This is a genomic window from Flavobacterium sp. ACAM 123, assembly GCF_000264055.1.
Classification (GTDB): domain Bacteria; phylum Bacteroidota; class Bacteroidia; order Flavobacteriales; family Flavobacteriaceae; genus Flavobacterium.
Genome location: NZ_AJXL01000038.1, coordinates 12,961 through 34,454 on the forward strand (window position 1 = coordinate 12,961; position 21,494 = coordinate 34,454).

Consider the following 21,494-nt stretch of genomic DNA (forward strand, 5'->3'; position numbering starts at 1 on the left):
TTTTTTTAACATTTCTTTTTGTAGTTTGAGATTTACTCGTTACTTTTGTTTGTAATTAACTAAATCGTAATTAAAAAATTTAAGTATGAAACATCTTAGCAAAATTTTAGTTGCTGTAATGATGGTGATGGGTTTAAGCTCTCACGCACAAGACAGTAACAACCCATGGGCTATCTCTTTTGGAGTGAATGCCGTAGACACTAGAACTAGTGCAGGTGGTGGGAATGGTTGGTTAGACCAACATTTTTCTCAACCATTTGCCGTAAAAGACAATTGGAATGTTCTACCATCGGTATCTTACATAAGCGTATCTAAGTACTTAGGGGATAATTTCTCTTTTGGAGTACAAGGTTCGTTAAACAAAATTGACAAGTATGTAAAATTTGATCCAACAGGAACAGGATTTGATTCAAGAGGAATGAAAGTTTCTAATCCTGGAGATTTGATGTATTATGGTGTTGACGGTACCGTTAAATATAGTTTTATGAACCTAATTAACTCTAAAGTAATTGATCCGTCTCTCTCTGTTGGTGGAGGTTATACTTTCTTTGGGGATAGTAGCTATGGTACATTAAATCCTGGTGCTGGTTTAACTTTTTGGTTTACTGAGCAAGTTGGTTTAGCTTTTACTACTGTTTACAAAAAATCTTTTGGAGATAGAGAAGATGCAAATGGAACTCCTGATGCTCCATCTCATTTCCAACATACTGCAGGTCTTACTTTCAAATTTGGAGGAAAAGATACTGACGGCGATGGAATATATGACAAAGATGATGCATGTCCAGAAGTTGCTGGATTAAAAGAATTCAACGGTTGTCCTGATACTGATGGAGACGGAATTCAAGATAGTGCTGATGCTTGTCCAGACGTATTTGGTTTGGCTGCATTAAACGGTTGTCCTGATACTGACGGTGATGGTGTTGCTGATAAAGATGATGCTTGTCCAGATGTTTTTGGTTTAGCTGCATTGAAAGGTTGTCCAGATACTGATAAAGATGGAGTAGCTGATAAAGATGATAAATGTCCTACTGTTGCGGGACCAAAAGAAAATGCTGGTTGTCCTTGGCCTGATACTGACGGAGACGGAGTTTTAGACAAAGATGACAAATGTCCAGAAGTAAAAGGTACTGTTGCTAACAAGGGTTGTCCTGAAGTATCAGAAGCTGTTATGATGAAATTGAATGAGTATAGTAGAACTATCTTGTTTGATTCTGGAAAAGCATCTTTCAAAAAAGAAACGTACCCAACTTTAGTGTCAATCACTGAAATCCTAAAAGAATACCCTTATTCAAGATTTTTAATTGAAGGTCATACTGATAGTGATGGAAGTAATGAGTTGAATCAAACTTTATCGATGAATAGAGCGCATTCAGTTAAAAATTATTTGATTGAAAATGGTATTAATGCTGATAGATTACAGCATACTGGTTTTGGTGAAACTAAACCAATGGATACTAACAAAACTGCTGCAGGAAAAGCACACAACAGAAGAGTTGAAATTTCTTTAATTAAAGAATAAATTTCCTAAAATATTTATTTAAAACGCCTCGATTTATCGGGGCGTTTTTTTTTATTTAACATTATTTTTTGTAGTTTAATATTTACGTGTTACTTTTGTATGCAATTAACTAAATTATTTTAAAAAAGATAAGTATGAAACATCTTGACAAAATTTTAGTTACTGTAATGATGGTGATGGGTTTAAGCTCTCACGCACAAGACAGTAACAACCCATGGGCAGTCTCTTTTGGAGTAAATGCCGTAGATACTAGAACTAGCGCTGGTGGCGGAAATGGCTGGTTAGACCAACATTTTTCTCAACCTTTCGCTGTAAAAGACAATTGGAATGTTCTTCCATCGGTATCTTACATCACTGTATCTAGATACTTAGGGGATAATTTCTCTTTTGGAATTCAAGGTTCATTAAACAAAATTGATAAGTATGTAAAATTTGATCCAACTGGAACAGGATATGATTCAAGAGGAATGAAAGTTTCTAATCCTGGAGATTTGATGTATTATGGTATTGACGGTAGCGTTAAATACAGCTTCATGAGTCTTATTAACTCTAAAGTGGTTGATCCTTCGTTACATGTTGGTGGAGGTTATACTTTCTTTGGAGACAGTAGTTTTGGTACTATAAATCCAGGTGCTGGTTTGACTTTTTGGTTCACCGATAATTTAGGTTTATCTCTTGATACTTCTTACAAAAAATCTTTTGGAGATAGAGAAGATGCAAATGGAACTCCTGATGCTCCATCTCATTTCCAACATACTGCCGGTCTTACTTTCAAATTTGGAGGAAAAGATACTGACGGTGATGGAATATACGATAAAGATGACGCATGTCCAGAAGTTGCTGGATTAAAAGAATTCAACGGTTGTCCTGATACTGATGGAGACGGAATCCAAGATAGTGCTGATGCTTGTCCAGACGTATTTGGTTTGGCTGCATTAAACGGTTGTCCTGATACTGACGGTGATGGTGTTGCTGATAAAGATGATGCTTGTCCAGATGTTTTTGGTTTAGCTGCATTGAAAGGTTGTCCAGATACTGATAAAGATGGAGTAGCTGATAAAGATGATAAATGTCCTACAGTTGCAGGACCTAAAGAAAATGCTGGTTGTCCTTGGCCTGATACTGACGGAGACGGAGTTTTAGACAAAGATGACAAATGTCCAGAAGTAAAAGGTACTGTAGCTAATAATGGTTGTCCTGATAATGCAGAAGCGGTTATGGTGAAACTGAATGAATATGGTAGAACTATCTTGTTTGATTCTGGAAAAGCATCTCTTAAAAAACAAACTTACCCAACTTTAGGATCAATCACTGAAGTCTTAAAAGAATATCCTTATTCAAGATTTGTAGTTGAAGGTCATACTGATAGCGATGGAAGTAACGAAATGAACCAAACTTTATCTGAAAACAGAGCTGCAGCCCTTAAAAATTATTTGATTGAAAACGGTATTAAAGCGGATAGATTACAATCTACTGGTTATGGTGAAACTAAGCCAATTGATACTAACAAAACTGCTGCAGGAAAAGCACATAACAGAAGAGCTGAAATTTCTTTAATCAAAGAATAAATTTTTCTAAAATATTTATGGAAAACGCCTCGATTTATCGGGGCGTTTTTTTTATTTTTATGAAATGATAAACACTTCTTTTTTAGATAAAATTGCGCAGGTTTTAATAGAGAATCACTCCGATAAACTATCCAATACGATAGTGGTGTTACCAAATAAGAGAGCTAAAATTTTCCTTATTGAAGCCCTGAAAAAGCAAGTCGATGGTAATATTCTTTCTCCTGAAATTATTAGTATTGAGGATTTTATTCAAGACATCGCGGGAATTCGTACTGTGGATCCTATAGAGTTGTTGTTTGAATTTTATGATGTATATTTATCCGTTACTGAAAAAGCAAACCAACAGTCATTTGAATTGTTTGCCAATTGGGCTAAAACACTCTTGCAGGATTTTAATGAAATCGATCGTTATTTACTAGATCCATCTTATGTTTTGTCTTACTTAAAAGACATTGAAGATATTAAGAAATGGGGAATCGAAGTGGAGAATAAAACACAACTACTCGAAAATTATATAGACTTTTGGAAATTATTGCCTAATTACTACCAGACGCTATATGCTCACCTACTCAAAAAAGGGATTGGTTACCAAGGATTAATTTATCGGGAAGCGGTAGGGAATCTAAATAACTTTTCGAAGTCAATTACTACTAATAATTATGTTTTTGCGGGTTTTAATGCCTTAAATGCTTCCGAAGAAAAAATCATTCAACATCTTATAGCTTCAGATCAGGCCAAAATATATTGGGATGCCGACCAAACCTTCCTAAATGACCCATACCATGATGCGGGCTTGTTTGTGAGGCGATTTAAGCAAAGCTGGAAAGAATACAAGTCCAATCCTTTTGAATGGATTGTAGATGATTTTTCACAAACAAAAAACATTCAAGTTATTGGTACGCCAAAAACAATAGGTCAGGCGAAAATTGCCGGAGGTATTATTGAAAATATAATTAATGAAAGCCCAAATACTACGCTAGATAAAGTTGCTGTAGTTCTTGGTGAAGAAAATCTTTTGGTGCCACTTTTATATTCGTTGCCGTCAACCGTAGGTGCTTTGAATATTACCATGGGATATCCGAGTAAAAATAATCCTGCTCAGATTTTGATCGCCAAGTTATTCAAGATGCATACGAATGCGCTGGCCAGAAATGCGAAAAATTATGTGTTGTACTATAAAGATGTGTTGGATATTCTAACGCATCCGTTGGTCGAACCTTATGCGCAAACAAGCTCGTTAGTTAACCTTATTAATAAAAACAATTACACTTTTATAACCCATCACAAATTGATGGAATTGAATGCGAATTCCACTGATTTATTTCTGCTGTTATTCCAAAAATGGGAAAACGGTTCGATTTCAGTTTTGGAAACGGTTTCTAAGTTGTTGCTTACCATTAAAGATAATTTAAGCAACGACAATGAAGAGGAAAAGATCACAAAAGCATTTGTCTTCTCCATTTTTAAAGTGATCAATAAGCTGATTAGTTATTACGCGCAGCACGAACACATCGATAAGATTGAAACACTTTATGCCATTTATAAACAGGTAATAGACCTTGCTGAGGTCTCCTTTGAAGGAGAACCGCTAAATGGCCTGCAAATCATGGGTGTTTTAGAAAGTCGGGTACTTGATTTTGATACCGTTATTGTAACTTCCATGAATGAAGGGAAGTTTCCAGCTGGGAAATCGCAGAATTCGTTTATTCCTTATGACGTGAAACGCGAATTAGGTTTGCCCACATTCAAAGAAAAAGATGCTATTTATACCTATCATTTTTATCATTTATTGCAACGTGCTAAAAACATCTATTTGCTTTATAACACAGAAAGTGAAGGATTGGACGCAGGAGAGAAAAGTAGGTTTATCACTCAGTTAGAAGTAGAAAAACAGGCGAAGCATACTTTAACTCACGAAATTTACAATGCTGTATTGCCGGAAACAGCTTATACGCCAATGGTTATTGAGAAATCAGAATCGGTGATGCTGCGTTTAAGGGAAATTGCCGCAGTTGGTTTTTCGCCATCGGCATTGACCAGCTATATCAGGAATCCTATTCAGTTTTATTTTCAAAAGATTTTGCGCATCCGGGAAGTTGAAGAAGTCGAAGAGAACATTGCGTTAAACACTTTAGGAACCATTATTCACGAGACGTTAAAGGCATTGTATGACCCATTTGTTGGGAGATTCATTTCTGAATCTGACATTCAAAACTGCTTTAAACAAATCGATGCCGAAGTGCTGAAACAGTTCAAGGTAGTCTATAAAGAAGGCGAAATTAAGAAAGGCCGTAATTTATTAGCTTTTGAAGTGGCGAAACGAAATGTATCTAATTTCTTGAAGGTGGAGCTAGAAAGTATTAAAGCAGGCGATGCGATTAAGATTTTGGCATTGGAAAAAACATTTGAACGTACTTTAAGTCATCCCACTTTATCATTTCCGGTATTGATAAAAGGGAATGTTGATAGAATCGAAGAGCGAAACGGAGTAATTCGGATTATTGATTATAAAACCGGAAAAGTTGAAAAGTCGAGCGTGACGCTGAAGACTTGGAAAGGATTAACGGAGGAGATTAAAAACGACAAAATTATTCAGGTTTTGGCTTATGCGTACATGTATGAAACGGAAGTTAAATCCAAAGCTATCGAAGCAGGAATAATCTCTTTCAAGAATTTAAAATCAGGGTTTTTGCCGTTTAATTTTAAAGAAGAGAAAGAAGGAATTCAGATAATAAACGAAGAAGTGATGGCTAATTATCTCGAACAGATTGTTTTGTTACTGAATGAAATTTTAGATAGTAGTATTCCATTTGAGGAGAAGGTGTAAAAGGATAAAAATTATGACTTTACAAAAAGCAAATAACCTATTTGAATTCTTTAAAAGTACCTTAGTAATTAACTTGGCTGTTTGTGTGGTGCCAATTCTCTTTTTAGGGCTATTTGCGTTTAAATACACTTTTTTGACTGTTGGCTTTGCGGTTAGTTTAGCGGTCAAGGAATTGAATTCTGAAAACGAGTATTTGTTTTACTACAATAATGCCATTTCAAAAAAGGAGCTTTGGCTGTCTGCGTGGGGTTGTGCTTTTGTTTTTCTTGTTATATTAAGTTTTACCTTTAGTTTTATCGCTACGCTATTTTGAAAAAGCATATTTTAGAAGTGGATAGCGTACAGAAAAGATATGATGCTCAATCCATTCTTTCAGATGTATATTTGAAATGCGAAACTAATGACATTATAGGTTTATTGGGTCGAAATGGTTCTGGAAAATCGACCTTGTTAAAAATCATCTTCGGAATTGAAGATGCTGATTTTAAGTTTATGCGAATTGATGGAGTGGTAAAAACTAAAACCAGTGATTTATTTAATGAAATTAGTTATCTGGCTCAAGATAATTTTATTCCGAATCAATTATCGGTTAAAAAAGCTATTTCGCTTTCCATCAATAGGGAACATACGGAGGATTTTTTTAATGATGAGATGATCCAGTCGATTAACAATAGAAAAATTTCACAGTTGTCAGGTGGGGAATTACGTTATTTAGAAATCAAGTTAGTGCTTTGTAACCCTTCTAAATTTGTTCTTTTGGACGAGCCTTATAATGGGTTATCACCTCTTATGATTGAAAAAATAAATGAATTAATAAAAGAAAACGCTACACGAAAAGGTGTTCTCATTACAGATCATAATTATGAAAATGTAATTTCGATTTCGACAAAATTGATGCTAATGAAAGACGGCAAGCTACATCATATTAAAAGTAAAGAGGAGCTAGTTGATAGAGGATATTTAAATGGTAATTTTTTAAACACCCTTAAAAAACTTCAATAACACCGCTGTTAATTCTATTTCGTTTTCAATAGGACTCATATGTCCATCTGGAAAAACAACTAACTGCACTTTAGTGTTTTCCACTTGCTGTTTTGTTTCATCGTGCTGTAAAACGGGGTCTTTTTCTCCAAGAACCAGTAATTTGGGAAAAGTGGTAAGATGCAATAACACTTCACGATCATTTCTAATCTTCATTCCTTCAAGAGAAGCTACGATACCTTGTAGCGGTGTTTTTAGCGCTTTGTTCTTTACGCTTTCAATTTCGTTAACTAGTCTTTCTCGGTTTCCTTCGCTAAATAGATTGGCAATAGAAAGCGATATAAAATTTATAAAAGATTGTTTTACGGCGCGAATAGCGCGATCTCTATTCACTCTTCGTTCTTCGCTATCTGCCCTAGCTGTTGAATTTAGTAAAGCTATACCTTTTACATATTCAGGGTACAATTCGGCAAAGGCCAAAGCAACGTAACCGCCCATCGAATGTCCTACCAGAATTACTTTACGTATCCGTAACTCCGCTAAAACGGCATGCACAGCGTCAGCATTGTCTTCCATCGTATGCACATAGCCTAAACATTCTGTTTCCCCATGACCCAATAAATCAATTGTGATTATGCGGTTTTTTTTTGAAAAAGTCGTAATGTACTTATCCCACATGCTTTGGTTTTCTAGGAAACCATGAAGCAGGACGATAGAGGTGCCTTTTCCGATATCAGAATAAGAGACGGTTGTATTTTTAAACTGAATTTGTTTCAAGGAAGTTTTTTTACAAAATTAGGGCTTTAATTTTTTTTAAACCATATAAGTCATATAAGTTGATATAAGTTTTTACAACTTTTCTTATATTAAAAATAGTATATTTGAGAGAAGCAATTTTTTAAAGATGAACAGACTTGTTATTATTGGAAATGGATTTGATTTAGCGCATGGATTGCCGACTTCTTATAAAGATTTTATTGATGATTATTGGAAGTCTGTAAAGGGCTCAAGTCACAATGACGAGTTTATTTCATTTCAAAATATGGCGTTAGGTTTTAAATTTGAGCAAGTAGAAAGTTTAGAAGGATTGGCTAATTTTATTATGCAATATGATGAGAAAATTAAATTTTCTGAAGCTGAAATTTACATCGAATATGGAAATGATATTCAAACGGGTAAATATCCAAGAGAGCATGTCCTTATTTATAAAAACGAATTTTTTAGACTCATTAATAAAAAACTAATTCAGAATTGGGTTGATATAGAAAATGAATATTATAGGCTAGTGAAAGTTGTTGTAAATTTAAAACTGGCTAATAAATTAGTGGATGAAGAAGAGTTTGAAATCTCGCGGAAAGGGAAAATAATAAAACTGAACAAAGAGTTTGAACAAATAAAAAACTTGCTGGAAAAGTATTTAAAGGATAAAATAATTGAGAGTAATAAAAGAATAGCACCTATTTCTGATTTGCTTAAAATTAATAAAAGAACTCATGATCATTATTTAGAATTCCCTAGTCAAGATCAAGATGAATTAAGAGAATTTTATAAGGACTATACTTTAAATAAGAGAAAGGGAATAAACACTCGCTTTTTAAATTTTAATTATACTAAAACTATTGATAGCTATCATAGTCTCACTAAGGAACATGGTGAAGGCAGGAATTATGGAAATGTAGAAAACATACAAATTCACGGAAGGTTAGATGACAACAACAATAGAATCAATTTTGGATTTGGAGACGAAATGGATGAAGATTATAAGATAATTGAAAATTTAGATGACAATGAGTATTTAAAGAATTTTAAGTCATTCCAATATTTACAAAACTCTAATTATAAAACCTTACTAGATTATATTGATATGGATAAATTTCAAGTTTTGATATTAGGACATTCTTGTGGGTTATCAGATAGAACATTGTTAAATACCGTCTTTGAACACATTAATTGCCGCTCTATAAAGGTTTTTTATCACGAAACAATAGACCTAAATGGAAAAGTGATTAAAGATAATTATTCCGAAATCATTCAAAATATTTCGAGACATTTTAATAAGAAGAAGTTAATGAGGGAGAAAATTGTCAATAAAACACTTTGTCAACCTTTACCTCAGATCCAAATGCCTAAAAAATAAAACGGCTTCCATTTCAGAAAGCCGAAGGTATTTGTTAATTATTTTGATAAGATCCTTCCTTTGTCAGGATGACAAGTTTGCGGTTGGATTGAAATGGAATAGTTAAATTTTAAAATCTATTATCTCCATCCAGTAAATTTCCTAATCCGCCCAGTACGCTTCCTTCGCCGCGGCTATTTCCACCTGCTTTAGGTGCTGAAGCGATAATTCTATCGGCGAGTCTGCTGAAAGGTAAAGATTGTACGTACACGGTACCAGGTCCTCGAAGAGTGGCATAGAACAGACCTTCTCCTCCAAAAATCGAGTTCTTTATGCCGCCAATGAATTCAATGTCGTAATCGACATCTTTAGTGAATCCCACGATGCAACCGGTATCTACTTTTAGGACTTCGCCTACTCTTAATTCTTTTTTTGCCAAGGTTCCGCCAGAGTGTACAAATGCCATTCCGTCGCCTTCGATTTTTTGCATGATGAAGCCTTCGCCGCCAAAGAATCCACGACCTAGTTTTTTAGAGAATTCAATTCCAACAGATACGCCCTTGGCTGCACAAAGAAAGGAGCTTTTTTGACAGATGAATTTTCCTTGAAATTCAGTTAAATCTATGGGTAGAATTTTTCCAGGATAAGGAGCCGCAAAAGACACCTTTCCTTTTGCATTATCTTGATTGATGAAGGCGGTCATGAATAAGCTTTCGCCCGTCAGAACCCTTTTACCGGCATTTAAAAGCTGGCCGAAGATACCAGATTTTTGTTCTGAGCCATCGCCAAAAATAGTTTCCATCTGGATGTTGTTATCCATCATCATAAAACTGCCAGCCTCAGCAATAACAATTTCTTGCGGATCTAGTTCGATTTCTACGTATTGCATTTCTTCGCCAAATATCTGGTAGTCTATTTCGTGTGCTTGCATAATTTCCATGTTTTGGGTTTTTATTGGAGTTTTTTAACCATTTAGGCATTAAGTTTGTTTAAGAATCTACACTTAATTTCTCTTAATGCCTTTATGGTCTTTTAACTATTTTAATAAGTTTGCTGATTACTGTTAAAGTTACAGTTTTATACTTAATTTAAGATTTTGGTTCTTTTGAAAATACAGGCATTATGGAGTCCTGATGGCATTGATATCACCTTGTGAAGTGCTAACGCTACAAGATATATAACGCACAGCAGGATGAAACTTTGTTTAAAAAAAAAATTTCTGCTAAAAAAAGCAGCTTAGATTGCTCTAAACTGCCTGTTTTAAATATTTTAAAGCATTATGCGTGCATTAGTTCTTCAATTTCATCGACTTCAATAGGAATGTTGCGCATCAAGTTGAATGGTTCGCCGCTTCCTTGAATTACGACATCGTCTTCGAGACGAATTCCAAAACCTTCAGCAGGAATATAAATTCCCGGTTCTACGGTGAAAACCATATTGGCTTGCATGGGTTCAGTCAGGATTCCGTAATCGTGGGTGTCTAGTCCCATATGGTGAGATGTTCCGTGCATGAAATATTTTTTATAAGCAGGCCATTCTGGGTTTTCGTTTTTCACGTCAGCTTTGTCGAGCAGGCCTAATCCAAGTAGCTCTGAAGTCATTAATTTACCCACTTCGATATGGTATTGTTTCCAAAGTGTTCCTGGAACAAGCATTTTAGTAGCCTCATTTTTAACGCGTAAAACGGCATTGTAAACTGCCTTTTGTCGGTCATTGTATTTCCCTGAAACTGGAATGGTACGGGTCATATCACTAGAGTAATTTGCGTACTCGGCACCAGCATCAATTAAGATTAAATCACCTGATTTACATTGTTGGTTGTTTTCAATATAGTGCAATACGTTAGCATTGTTTCCTGAACCAATAATTGGCGTGTAGGCAAAACCTTTAGAGCGGTTGCGCGTAAATTCATAGATAAATTCAGCTTCGATTTCGTACTCCATCACATTAGGTTTCACGAAAGACAAGACTCTTCTGAATCCTTTTTCGGTAATGGTACATGCTTGTTGTATTAGGTCTAGTTCTTCGCTTTCTTTTATAGACCGAATGCGTTGTAAAATTGGATTACTTTTTGCAACGGTATGTGCCGGATATTTCTCTTTCCACCATTTTACAAAGCGCGCTTCGCGTGTTTCAGTCTCTACTGCTGCTCTGTAATGTTCATTCGTGTTGATATAAATAGTCTCAGCATGAGTCATCATTTCAAATAATACTTTTTCAAAATCTTGCAGCCAATGCACTGTTTTTATCCCAGTAACGGCTAATGCTCGTTCTTTGGTTAGTTTTTCACCTTCCCAAACAGCTATATGGTCGTTTGTTTCTTTTAGAAATAATATTTCTTTTTGGTGTTCGTATGGAGCGTCAGGAAACAATAATAAAATGCTCTCTTCCTGATCCACGCCGCTTAAGTAAAAAATATCGCGGCTCTGCTCAAACGGCATTGTGCTGTCAGCTCCTATTGGATAAATATCATTAGAGTTAAAAACGGCAACGCTTTTTGGCTTCATTTGAGCCATAAATTTACTGCGGTTTTTTATAAATAAGTCACGGTCAATTTGATGGTATTTCATGTTTTTTCTATTTAATCTTTATAATGACTCAAAAATACTAAGATTTAATCGTTTTTAGTTGCGAGTTGTACCTTTTTATATAAAAAAATAGAAATAATAGTGATGTAAAACTTTACTTTTAAACTGATGTGCTTTTGGCATAATACCGATTAAGTACTCCATATAGAGCAATAGAAATTGGAGGGTTTTCATGGTATATCTCCGTTAGATCTGACCTATATTAGATCAAACAGCAGCTGCAATTAGGAAAAGTAGGACAAAGACTATTTAGACCTGAGGAGCTTCTCTAGCGTTTTTCATGGCAATTGTAGATGATGTCTCGCGGTTGCGGTGTTTTTGTTAGCGTGAGAATTGGTCATTCTAACGAAATTTAAATGTATATCTCTTTGAAATCGGTTTTTTTTGGAAGGCTCTTTCTTTCTATTCGTAAGTCTAATAAATTTTCGATTGTTTTGTTCTGGTAGCGCCGTTACAATTCGATTTTTATAAAAAATGTACGAAATGTTTTTCGTAAAAAAAGCGAACGTTCGAGAAAGATGCAAAACCCTTTTTTGTGTCATTTTTCTTTTTTAGCGTATCTTTGAAAAAATGAAAGGAACGTAAGGGAAAAGCAATGTTATTGTCTGCTATTTTTTTCAAAATAAAGATTCTTTTACAAAGACAAATAGTATCTTCACATGGCTGTAGAAAAAGAATATATAAAGTTGATTTTTGGGCTTAAGCTAAAACAAGCCCGTACTAATAAAAATTTATCGTTATTTGGCTTAGCCAAAATCACTGATCTTTCAAAATCGTATTTGAACGAAATTGAAAAAGGGAAAAAATATCCAAAGACCGATAAAATTATTCTTTTATCAGAAAAGCTGGATGTATCCTACGATCAGATGGTCTCTTTGAAGTTGGATAATAATCTGGCGCCTATTGGCGAAATCTTAAAATCGGGAATTCTTAAGGAAATCCCTTTAGATATTTTTGGAATCCAAGAAAATGACCTTATTGATATCATCGCTAATGCTCCGGCAAAAGTAAATGCTTTTATCAGCACGATTATCGAGATAGCGCAACACTATAATTTAACTAGAGAAAGCTTTTTCCTGGCCGCTTTGCGCTCGTATCAAGAGGCACATAACAATTATTTTGAGGATCTGGAACAGAAAGTGTTGGACTTCTCAAAAGCATTCCAAATAAATATAAACACTAAGATTTCAATAGAAGACTTGACTGCTGTATTAAAAGAAGAATATGGCTATAAGATTCAAGAAATTGCTTTTTCAGAGCAAGAAGAGTTAGGAGATTTACGGTCTATATACGTTCCAAAGAGCAAAACCTTATTGCTTTCAATGGATATCGATCAACAACAAAAGGCGTTTATTCTAGCTAAAGAAATTGCTTATAATTACCTGGAAATTACCGAAAGACTTTACACTTTTAGTTGGATTAAATTTGATAATTTTGATCAGGTCTTAAATAATTTTTATGCTTCTTACTTTGCTGGTGCACTGTTAATTCCAAGAAAACAATTGGTCAGCGAGTTAAATTTATTCTTGGTTAAAACCAATCCGAAGCCACAAGAAATGGTGGAGTTAATGGGCAAGTTTAACGTATCTCCGGAATCATTTTACCAACGATTAACAAATATTTTACCAAAAGATTTCCAGTTAAAAAACATATTTTTCCTTCGGTTATCGCATAAACGAGGAGCAGATACCTATCAGATTAAAAAGGAGTTGCATATCACCAATCAGCAGGAGCCGCATGCCAATGAAATGAACGAGCATTATTGCCGCCGGTGGATATCTGTTAAAACAATCGAGCAAGCCATAATACGGAATAGTAGTCATTATTTTGATGCACAAATTTCGAGGTATGAAAACAGCGGTAATGAGTTTTTTGTTTTTTCATCAGCGACCGAAGATCCTTTCAAAAAAGATTGCTTGAGAAGCATTTCTGTGGGGATTTTGATTTCTGCGAGTGTGAAGAAAAAAATAAAATTTATAGATAATAAGTCTATTAAAAAACAAATTGTCGGCGTGACTTGTGAAACTTGCGCAGTAAAAAACTGTGAAGAAAGAGCTTCGGCTCCAATTCAATTAGAGCTCAAAACCCGAAATGAAAATACGGATCTTATTGTTCAAAAATACATGACTAAATTTAGTTAGTAGACCCAAATGAGTGTTATTATTTCGATTATTGGTAAATATGGTTTTTTTAGTTTGTGAGGGATTAGGGTCTTTGAAGTCCAGGAAAAATTAGATTAAATATGTTTTTGTTATAATCTGCTATTTTAAAAATAATTTAAAAAGAAAGTAAAATATTCTAACTAGTTGTAAATGTTTTATTTAAGGGTTTTATGAGTGCCCCAATTTCAAAAAAAATATACTTTAAAATCATTATAAATAAGGGCGAAAAGGTTGTAGTTGCAGTCAATTTGCTGTAATTTTGTACTATTCGTAAAACAAATTATTAAATCTTATGGCACAATCTGCATTATTGAAGTCGTCGATAGCTAAAAAAGTGGCTATGGCGCTTTCAGGAATTTTTTTAATGCTGTTCTTAGCACAGCATTTTTTCATTAATATTACTTCGGTATTTAGTCCTGATACTTTTAATTTACTATCCCATTTTATGGGTAACAATCCCCTAGTTCAATATGTAATCCAGCCAATTTTAATCGTAGGTGTTGTTTTTCATTTTATCATGGGATTTGTTTTGGATTACAAGAATAGGAAAGCAAGACCGATAGCTTATGTTAAAAATAATGGAGGAGCTAATTCATCTTGGTTTTCAAGAAATATGATTTTATCAGGTTCAGTTATTTTAGCCTTTTTGGGACTTCATTTTTATGACTTCTGGGTGCCAGAAATGGTTTACAAATACGTTGAAGTAAATCCGCTGGATTCAACAAGATATTTCCATGAATTAGCGGAGAAATTTGAAAGTCCAGTGCGTACCGCAATCTACTGTGTATCATTTGTACTTTTGTCATTGCACTTATTGCATGGTTTTAATTCTTCAATGCAGTCAGTTGGTTTCAATAATAAATATTCGAAAGCACTACACAAATTAGGATATGCTTATGCAATTGTGATTCCAGTAGGGTTCATTTTCATTGCATTATTTCATCATTTCAATCATTAATATTCAATTATAATGGCATTAGACTCAAAAATTCCAAATGGTCCGATTTCGGACAAATGGACAAATTATAAAAATCACATTAATCTTGTTAATCCTGCTAACAAACGAAACCTTGATGTTATCGTTGTTGGAACTGGATTAGCTGGAGGTTCTGCTTCCGCAACATTAGCAGAATTAGGATATAACGTAAAATCTTTCTGTTTCCAAGATTCACCACGTCGCGCGCACTCTATTGCAGCACAAGGTGGAATTAACGCAGCAAAAAACTACCAAGGTGACGGAGATTCCGTTTTTAGGTTGTTTTATGAGACCGTAAAAGGAGGGGATTATCGTGCACGTGAATCAAACGTACATCGTCTTGCCGAAGTTTCTGCTAACATCATTGATCAGTGCGTATCTCAAGGGGTTCCGTTGGCACGTGAGTATGGAGGTTTGTTAGATAATCGCTCTTTTGGAGGGACGCTTGTTTCGAGAACCTTTTATGCAAAAGGGCAAACTGGGCAACAGTTACTTTTAGGAGCTTACTCTGCAATGAACCGTCAGATAGGACGTGGAAAAATAAAAATGCACCACCGTCACGAAATGCTTGATTTAGTTATCGTGAATGGAAAAGCAAGAGGTATTATCGCTCGTAACTTGGTTACTGGTGAAATTGAAAGACATTCTGCTCATGCAGTAGTAATTGCTTCAGGAGGATATGGAAACGTATTTTTTCTATCAACCAATGCAATGGGAAGTAACGCGACAGCAGCTTGGAAAATACAACAAAAAAGGAGCTTTTTTTGCAAATCCTTGTTATACACAGATTCACCCCACCTGCATCCCTGTTTCAGGAGATCATCAATCGAAACTGACTTTGATGTCAGAATCATTGCGTAATGACGGTCGTATCTGGGTTCCTGCTAAACTAGAAGATGCACAAGCGATTCGTGATGGGAAGAAAAAACCAACAGAATTATCTGAAGAAGATAGAGATTATTATTTAGAGAGAAGATATCCTTCTTTTGGGAATCTTGTTCCTCGTGATGTTGCTTCTCGTGCTGCAAAAGAAAGAAGTGATGCCGGTTTTGGGGTTAATAAAACAGGAGAAGCGGTTTATTTAGATTTTGCTGCCGCAATACAGCGCTACGGAAAAGAGCAAGCCTATATAAAAGGATTAGATGCGAGTGATGAAAAACTTATCATAGAATTAGGGGCTGCGATAGTTGCTAACAAATATGGTAACCTGTTTCAAATGTATTACAAGATTGTAGATGAAGATCCATACAAAACTCCAATGATGATTTACCCTGCGGTACATTATACGATGGGTGGAACTTGGGTTGATTATAATTTACAAACAACAATTCCAGGTTGTTTCTCTATTGGAGAATCAAACTTTTCAGATCACGGAGCAAACAGACTAGGGGCTTCGGCCTTGATGCAAGGCTTAGCAGATGGTTATTTTGTTCTTCCTTATACTATAGGAGATTATTTATCACCAGACATTAAAATGGGACCAATACCTACAGATTCTCCAGAGTTTGAGGCGGCAGAAAAAGGAGTGATAGAGCAGATTGAAAAATTCATGAACAACAACGGAACACATTCTGTGGACTATTTCCACAGGAAATTAGGAAAAATAATGTGGGATAAAGTTGGGATGGCTAGGAATGCTGAAGGATTAAACGAGGCGATCGTAGAAATCGCTGCTTTACGTGAAGAGTTTTACAAAGACGTAAAAGTACCGGGAACGGATAAAGGATTCAACCAAGAATTAGAAAAAGCAGCTCGTGTTGCAGATTTTCTTGAATTGGGAGAGTTGTTTGCTAAGGATGCATTGCACCGTAATGAATCTTGTGGAGGTCACTTCCGTGAAGAATATCAAACGGCAGATGGAGAAGCAACGCGTGATGATGAGAACTTTGCTTATGTAGCTGCATGGGAGTACAAAGGAAAACCAAGTGATGCTGTTTTACATAAAGAAGCGTTGGTTTTTGATAATGTTAAATTGGTAACTCGTAGTTATAAATAGTAATTAGCTAAACCTAGAGTGCCGTACGGTCGAAGGGATGTAGGTATTAGATTTGCTAATTTCAAAATTAAAAAATATGAAACTTAAATTAAAAATATGGCGTCAAAAAAACGCCCAAGATAAAGGAGCAATGGTCGATTATCAAATCGATGGAATTGAGCCGGATATGTCATTTCTTGAAATGCTTGACGTATTTAATGAGGATCTAAGTAACAAAGGAGGACAGCCAGTTTCATTTGATCATGACTGCCGCGAAGGAATTTGCGGAATGTGTTCTTTGTATATTAACGGAGAGGCACACGGACCAGATAGAGGTGTGACCACTTGTCAATTGCATATGCGTATGTTTAACGATGGAGATACGATCACAATCGAGCCCTTCCGTGCAGCTGCATTTCCAGTGGTAAAAGATTTAGTTGTTGATAGAAGCGCATTTGATAGAATTCAACACGCAGGAGGTTTTATATCTGTCAATACTTCAGGTAATCCTGTTGATGCAAATTCAATTCCGATTAACAAAGAAGATGCTGATTCTGCTTTTGATGCGGCTACTTGTATTGGTTGTGGTGCTTGTGTTGCTAGTTGTAAAAACTCATCAGCGATGTTGTTTGTTGCGGCAAAAGTATCTCAATATGCATTATTGCCTCAAGGTAGAATTGAAGCGACTGATCGTGTGCTAAATATGGTAAGTCAAATGGATGCAGAAGGTTTTGGTAACTGTACAAATACAGGAGCTTGTGAAGTAGAATGTCCTAAAGGAATTTCTTTAGAAAACATCGCTCGTATGAACAGAGAGTATTTGAGTGCAAGCTTAAAAGGATAATTTAGATTAATAGTGTCTTATATATAAAAAAACGCATTCATTCATTTGGGTGCGTTTTCTTTGATTATGGGCTGTCCTCTGTCTCTTCAAAAATGACGATACAAGGACGGGCTATACGCTTCAATCTTTTATCTCATTGCATAAACGGATTTTCACTTCTATCCCTCATCCAAGGATTCTAGCATTCTAAAATTTTTTGTTTTACAAAATTTGAAATCTACATATTGTTAAGAAGACTATTTTTTTATCTTTATCAAAATCAACAATTATGAAAGTAGCCTTAATTCAAGCCTTAATAATTTGGGAAAACCCTAAGGAAAATAGAACCTATTTTGAAGCCGAAATAAATACGATTCTTGGCGCCGTTGATTTAATAGTGCTTCCTGAAATGTTTAGTACTGGTTTTACAATGAATCCAAGCGCTGTTGCAGAGACGATGCAAGGCGAAACGATATTGTGGCTGCAATCTTTGGCGAAAGCCAAAAACGCGGCAATAACAGGAAGTATCGTGATTGAAGAAAACGCTAATTATTATAACCGTATGGTATTTGTTTTTCCTTCAGGAGAAATTCAACATTATGATAAAAGGCATTTATTTACACTATCGGGTGAAGACAAGGTCTATACAAGAGGAACTCAAAAATTAATTGTGGATTATTTAGGATGGAAAATTTGTCCTTTTGTATGTTATGATTTACGATTTCCAGTTTTTTCCAGAAATACAGATGATTACGATTTACTTATCTACGTAGCTAGCTGGCCAAAAACTAGAATTAATGCTTGGGATACCCTTATTAAAGCGCGTGCCATAGAAAATATGAGTTATGCCATTGGTGTAAATAGAGTGGGAGAGGACGATAATGGGTATGAATATACCGGTCACTCACAGCTTGTTGATTACTTGGGCGTTTATGTGATAGAGCCAAAGGAGACGGAGGGGGTTCTACTTGCTACTTTAGATAAATCAAAAATGCTTGAAGTGCGTCAGAAGCTTGACTTTTTAAGTGATAAAGATGTTTTTGAAATTAAGGGTTAGAAAACACTATTAGTTCTTTTTGTCCAATTTATTTTTTGGTTCTGGGGTGTAAGGAATACTTAAATCAAAAATCTGTTCTACATCCCAATTAGCGCGAACATCTATATCTTTTGAAAAATAAATTACTTCTTCGGCATAATTTTTTTCTAGATAATTACCGGTGTCGTAGGCTTTGTTTTTGTTTTTGTCATAAATAAGGCGAAGGGTGAATAATTTGGGCTCTAATAAATTAAAGTCAATGGTGGTGCTGTTTTCGCTATATTCTGAAGCGATGATATCTCCTGTTTTGTTAGTTAATTCAACGATAACTGGGAAGTATTTTACATTTTGAAGTTGTACCAGTAGATTACCGTAATCAGCTGTGTTTTTTGTGTTGAATTTATAAGATAAAGTATCATTTGACATATCAAAAAAATCAGTTAAGGCGCCTGGTAAAAGTGTTAAACTGTAATTTTCTGAAGGCTCTTTCTTGAAATCAAAAAATAATTGTTGGTTGAATTCGTTGTACTCGGTCGTGAAAGCTACGGTGACGGAATCTTTAATGGTAAGTTTTATTTTTGAATTGTCAAAGCGAACTAGCGGTGTTGCTGTTTCTAGAGTATAGCGATCCCTAAAATTTAAAGTGCCGTTTTGAAGTGCGGTAATGTTTAAAGTGTCTTTTTTTTGTTCTTTAATTTTAGATGTAAACTTGCCTAGATATTTGTCTTTGGTAACAGTCAATACTAAAGAGTCCGTTTTGATAGGTTTATACCATATTTGAAGGGAGTCTTTTTTAGGAAATTGAGTAATAATTGTTGGTATCGTAGTCGTGTTGTTTTTTACAACTATTTTTGGCCTTGAGTCTACTGATTTCATGTTTCCTTCGTAGCTCATCAGCAAACGATTTCCGGATGCTTGAATTGGTTTAAAAGCTTTAAATGGGGGGGTCTCTTTAAATAGCTCTAACTCGTAAACGGTATCATTAGGAATGGTGATAAAATGTTTGATAAATCCAACCTTTTCTTTCTTGGGGTCAAACTTATTATTGTTGTTTAGGTCTTTCAATGCAACAAGCAAGTATTTGCCCGCTTTTAAATTCTCTAGCCGGAAAGTTTTTAAACTATCCAGTGTATTTGTTATGTATCGCGGGTTCTCCATAAAAATAATGGAATCTTTAAAAGCATCATTTACTTCGTATAGCATTACGGAAATAAATGGTTCTGCTTCGATGGCATAGGCATCTTTTACTCTTCCGCCAAGAGCTAGTGAGTCAATGTGATCACCGGTTGAAAACACGTATTTAAACTGATTATAAGGGTTTCCCTCGTTATTGTCAGCGATGCTTTGACCAAAGTTGAAGCTATAGGTTGTGTCGGGCAATAAGGTGTCTTTTATTTTTATCGACAGCGTTTTAGTCGCGGATGTAGGGGAAATTATTGGTTCGTACTTCATAGGTGGTGAAATAACCAATTGCTTGTTTAGGTTTTTGAGTTTAACGTTTTCATCAAAGATTAATTTAATCTCATCTTCTTTAAAGTTCGTGTTATAATTTTCAGGGTAACTCACTTTTAAGATGGGTGCAATACTGTCTTTTAAACCACCTGTAATCGTTCCTCTTTTTGCGCAACTAACTATAATGACAAGCAGCAGCAGGGAAATATATTTTAAATTGTTTTTCAACATATCAAATTTGTATTAGGAGTTACAAAATAACAATTATAATTAATGAAATTGAAGCTTTTTATAAAATTATTATGGGTATTGAATTCGGCTTACTTTTGTTGTCGTTCCGAGTCTTTTTAGTTTTTAATGTTTAATTTTACGAACCGATATAGCGAAAAAGTGTAAATCATTTATGCTTGAGGATTTGACTTTGTAAGTAACAATACGTAGCACATTTATAGAATGAGAAAGATAGAGCACATAGGGATAGCTGTACAGGATTTAGAAGTTTCAAATTTATTGTTCGAAAAGCTTTTTGGAGCTGCGGCCTATAAGTTCGAGGAAGTCGAAAGTGAAGGGGTCACCACTTCTTTTTTTAAAAACGGGCCAAATAAAATTGAACTTTTAGCGGCGACAAATCCGGAGAGTCCTATCGCTAAATTTTTGAAAAAGAAAGGAGAAGGAATTCATCATATTGCCTTCGACGTAGAAAATATAGAGGAAGAAATTATAAGACTGAAAAAAGAAGGTTTTGTTGTTTTGAATGAAATTCCTAAAAAAGGAGCTGATAATAAGTTGGTAGTCTTCTTACATCCTAAAAGCACTAATGGTGTTTTAATTGAGTTGTGTCAGGAAATAAAATAATTTGCCAAACTGGAAAGTTTATAATTCTAATAATCAGTAGTTTTGTAATTGAAATGGTTTAATAATAGAAGGAATTAAAAATCCGACATAAAAATAGTTGCAGTAAAAGAAAAATAGTGGTAATATTGCACACTCTTAGCCGGTCCTATAGCTCAGTTGGTTAGAGCACCTGACTCATAATCAGGTGGTCCCTGGTTCGAGCCCAGGTGGGACCACACAAAAAAACCCCTCAAAGTTATTTATTCTGAGGGGTTTTGTTTTTATTGATTAAGTGAAATTGAGTCTAAAAAACGTATCTTTATATAGAGATCTGTATTTTTATGAAAGTAGCTAATTTTATAAATGTCGTTGATTTCGTGTAAATATTAAGAATAAATAGCATGTGTTACTTTTTAACCAATTGATTTATTATTTTTGAAAGATATGAAGATTGTTGCAAAGAGATATGTATTAATGGTGTTGCTTGCGTCGTCTATGACCACAGTGCAGGTACAGGCACAAGATGATCCTCCTCCTCCTTCTCCTCCTCCTCCTCCTCCCGGATTATCTATTGATGAAAACAGTATGATTTTAGTAATAATTGCGTTGTTATTTGGAATTTATATCATTTATAAAC

The 21,494-nt window shown here is 35.0% G+C and carries 16 protein-coding genes, 1 tRNA gene and 1 pseudogene; 14 read left to right on the forward strand and 4 right to left on the reverse strand.

Annotation, left to right across the window (positions count from 1 at the left end):
* Positions 1-85 precede the first annotated feature (85 nt).
* The 5 genes from A3SG_RS0108845 (at position 86) to A3SG_RS0108865 (ending at position 6,916) form a co-directional block, all read left to right on the forward strand.
* Positions 86-1,519 (forward strand): OmpA family protein, encoded by a 1,434-nt coding sequence (locus A3SG_RS0108845; protein WP_016989671.1) that lies wholly within the window; start codon positions 86-88, stop codon positions 1,517-1,519.
* Positions 1,520-1,653: 134 nt separating this feature from the next.
* Positions 1,654-3,087: an OmpA family protein gene (locus A3SG_RS0108850; RefSeq protein ID WP_016989672.1), complete on the forward strand. Its 1,434-nt coding sequence runs from the start codon at positions 1,654-1,656 to the stop codon at positions 3,085-3,087.
* A 64-nt stretch (positions 3,088-3,151) separates the two neighbouring features.
* A complete protein-coding gene (locus tag A3SG_RS0108855) occupies positions 3,152-5,914 on the forward strand; it encodes a PD-(D/E)XK nuclease family protein (protein WP_016989673.1) in 2,763 nt (920 codons plus the stop codon).
* Between the two features lie 13 nt (positions 5,915-5,927).
* Positions 5,928-6,227 carry a hypothetical protein gene (locus tag A3SG_RS0108860; RefSeq protein WP_016989674.1) on the forward strand — a complete coding sequence of 100 codons (300 nt, stop codon included), beginning with the start codon at positions 5,928-5,930 and terminating at the stop codon, positions 6,225-6,227.
* On the forward strand, positions 6,224-6,916 hold the full coding sequence (locus A3SG_RS0108865; RefSeq protein WP_016989675.1) for an ATP-binding cassette domain-containing protein: 693 nt from the start codon (positions 6,224-6,226) through the stop codon (positions 6,914-6,916). Before A3SG_RS0108860 ends, A3SG_RS0108865 begins: the two co-directional genes overlap by 4 nt.
* On the opposite strand, the gene A3SG_RS0108870 is transcribed toward A3SG_RS0108865, so the two are convergent.
* Positions 6,890-7,672 carry an alpha/beta fold hydrolase gene (locus tag A3SG_RS0108870; protein WP_016989676.1) on the reverse strand — a complete coding sequence of 261 codons (783 nt, stop codon included), beginning with the start codon at positions 7,670-7,672 and terminating at the stop codon, positions 6,890-6,892. The two genes, A3SG_RS0108865 and A3SG_RS0108870, sit on opposite strands and share 27 nt — an antisense overlap.
* A gap of 127 nt (positions 7,673-7,799) precedes the next feature.
* Here A3SG_RS0108870 and A3SG_RS21200 point away from each other — a divergent pair, with 127 nt between their 5' ends.
* On the forward strand, positions 7,800-9,032 hold the full coding sequence (locus A3SG_RS21200; protein ID WP_016989677.1) for an AbiH family protein: 1,233 nt from the start codon (positions 7,800-7,802) through the stop codon (positions 9,030-9,032).
* A 109-nt stretch (positions 9,033-9,141) separates the two neighbouring features.
* Here A3SG_RS21200 and A3SG_RS0108880 read toward each other — a convergent pair whose 3' ends face one another.
* Together A3SG_RS0108880 and A3SG_RS0108885 are read right to left on the reverse strand one after the other, a co-directional pair.
* Positions 9,142-9,942: a TIGR00266 family protein gene (locus tag A3SG_RS0108880; RefSeq protein WP_029596700.1), complete on the reverse strand. Its 801-nt coding sequence runs from the start codon at positions 9,940-9,942 to the stop codon at positions 9,142-9,144.
* Between the two features lie 346 nt (positions 9,943-10,288).
* Positions 10,289-11,581, reverse strand: coding sequence for an aminopeptidase P family protein (locus tag A3SG_RS0108885; protein ID WP_016989679.1), 1,293 nt, complete (start codon positions 11,579-11,581; stop codon positions 10,289-10,291).
* A 677-nt stretch (positions 11,582-12,258) separates the two neighbouring features.
* Here A3SG_RS0108885 and A3SG_RS0108895 point away from each other — a divergent pair.
* From A3SG_RS0108895 to A3SG_RS0108915, 5 genes and pseudogenes are all read left to right on the forward strand, one after another.
* The gene (locus tag A3SG_RS0108895) at positions 12,259-13,740 is read left to right on the forward strand and encodes a helix-turn-helix domain-containing protein (RefSeq protein WP_016989681.1); all 1,482 of its coding nucleotides are present in this window, start codon (positions 12,259-12,261) and stop codon (positions 13,738-13,740) included.
* A gap of 313 nt (positions 13,741-14,053) precedes the next feature.
* Positions 14,054-14,719, forward strand: coding sequence for a succinate dehydrogenase cytochrome b subunit (locus A3SG_RS0108900; RefSeq protein WP_016989682.1), 666 nt, complete (start codon positions 14,054-14,056; stop codon positions 14,717-14,719).
* Positions 14,720-14,731: 12 nt separating this feature from the next.
* Positions 14,732-16,733 (forward strand): annotated as a pseudogene (locus A3SG_RS19485) (fumarate reductase/succinate dehydrogenase flavoprotein subunit).
* A gap of 76 nt (positions 16,734-16,809) precedes the next feature.
* Positions 16,810-17,556, forward strand: coding sequence for a succinate dehydrogenase/fumarate reductase iron-sulfur subunit (locus tag A3SG_RS0108910; protein WP_016989683.1), 747 nt, complete (start codon positions 16,810-16,812; stop codon positions 17,554-17,556).
* A gap of 268 nt (positions 17,557-17,824) precedes the next feature.
* Positions 17,825-18,592: a nitrilase family protein gene (locus A3SG_RS0108915; protein WP_016989684.1), complete on the forward strand. Its 768-nt coding sequence runs from the start codon at positions 17,825-17,827 to the stop codon at positions 18,590-18,592.
* Between the two features lie 9 nt (positions 18,593-18,601).
* Here A3SG_RS0108915 and A3SG_RS0108920 read toward each other — a convergent pair whose 3' ends face one another.
* Positions 18,602-20,254 carry an Ig-like domain-containing protein gene (locus A3SG_RS0108920; protein WP_016989685.1) on the reverse strand — a complete coding sequence of 551 codons (1,653 nt, stop codon included), beginning with the start codon at positions 20,252-20,254 and terminating at the stop codon, positions 18,602-18,604.
* A 222-nt stretch (positions 20,255-20,476) separates the two neighbouring features.
* Here A3SG_RS0108920 and mce point away from each other — a divergent pair, with 222 nt between their 5' ends.
* From mce to A3SG_RS21580, 3 genes are all read left to right on the forward strand, one after another.
* A complete protein-coding gene (mce, locus tag A3SG_RS0108925) occupies positions 20,477-20,878 on the forward strand; it encodes a methylmalonyl-CoA epimerase (protein WP_016989686.1) in 402 nt (133 codons plus the stop codon).
* A gap of 141 nt (positions 20,879-21,019) precedes the next feature.
* Positions 21,020-21,093 (forward strand) — tRNA-Ile (locus A3SG_RS0108930).
* A 208-nt stretch (positions 21,094-21,301) separates the two neighbouring features.
* Positions 21,302-21,494 (forward strand): hypothetical protein (locus A3SG_RS21580; RefSeq protein ID WP_157485380.1); only part of this gene is annotated, 193 nt, incomplete at its 3' end.

Coding starts and splice junctions, on each gene's coding strand:
- A3SG_RS0108845 (WP_016989671.1), top strand. CDS start 86: ATGAAACATCTTAGCAAAATTTTAGTTGCTGTAATGATGGTGATGGGT.
- A3SG_RS0108850 (WP_016989672.1), top strand. CDS start 1,654: ATGAAACATCTTGACAAAATTTTAGTTACTGTAATGATGGTGATGGGT.
- A3SG_RS0108855 (WP_016989673.1), top strand. CDS start 3,152: ATGATAAACACTTCTTTTTTAGATAAAATTGCGCAGGTTTTAATAGAG.
- A3SG_RS0108860 (WP_016989674.1), top strand. CDS start 5,928: ATGACTTTACAAAAAGCAAATAACCTATTTGAATTCTTTAAAAGTACC.
- A3SG_RS21200 (WP_016989677.1), top strand. CDS start 7,800: ATGAACAGACTTGTTATTATTGGAAATGGATTTGATTTAGCGCATGGA.
- A3SG_RS0108880 (WP_029596700.1), bottom strand. CDS start 9,942: ATGCAAGCACACGAAATAGACTACCAGATATTTGGCGAAGAAATGCAA.
- A3SG_RS0108885 (WP_016989679.1), bottom strand. CDS start 11,581: ATGAAATACCATCAAATTGACCGTGACTTATTTATAAAAAACCGCAGT.
- A3SG_RS0108895 (WP_016989681.1), top strand. CDS start 12,259: ATGGCTGTAGAAAAAGAATATATAAAGTTGATTTTTGGGCTTAAGCTA.
- A3SG_RS0108900 (WP_016989682.1), top strand. CDS start 14,054: ATGGCACAATCTGCATTATTGAAGTCGTCGATAGCTAAAAAAGTGGCT.
- A3SG_RS0108910 (WP_016989683.1), top strand. CDS start 16,810: ATGAAACTTAAATTAAAAATATGGCGTCAAAAAAACGCCCAAGATAAA.
- A3SG_RS0108915 (WP_016989684.1), top strand. CDS start 17,825: ATGAAAGTAGCCTTAATTCAAGCCTTAATAATTTGGGAAAACCCTAAG.
- A3SG_RS0108920 (WP_016989685.1), bottom strand. CDS start 20,254: ATGTTGAAAAACAATTTAAAATATATTTCCCTGCTGCTGCTTGTCATT.
- mce (WP_016989686.1), top strand. CDS start 20,477: ATGAGAAAGATAGAGCACATAGGGATAGCTGTACAGGATTTAGAAGTT.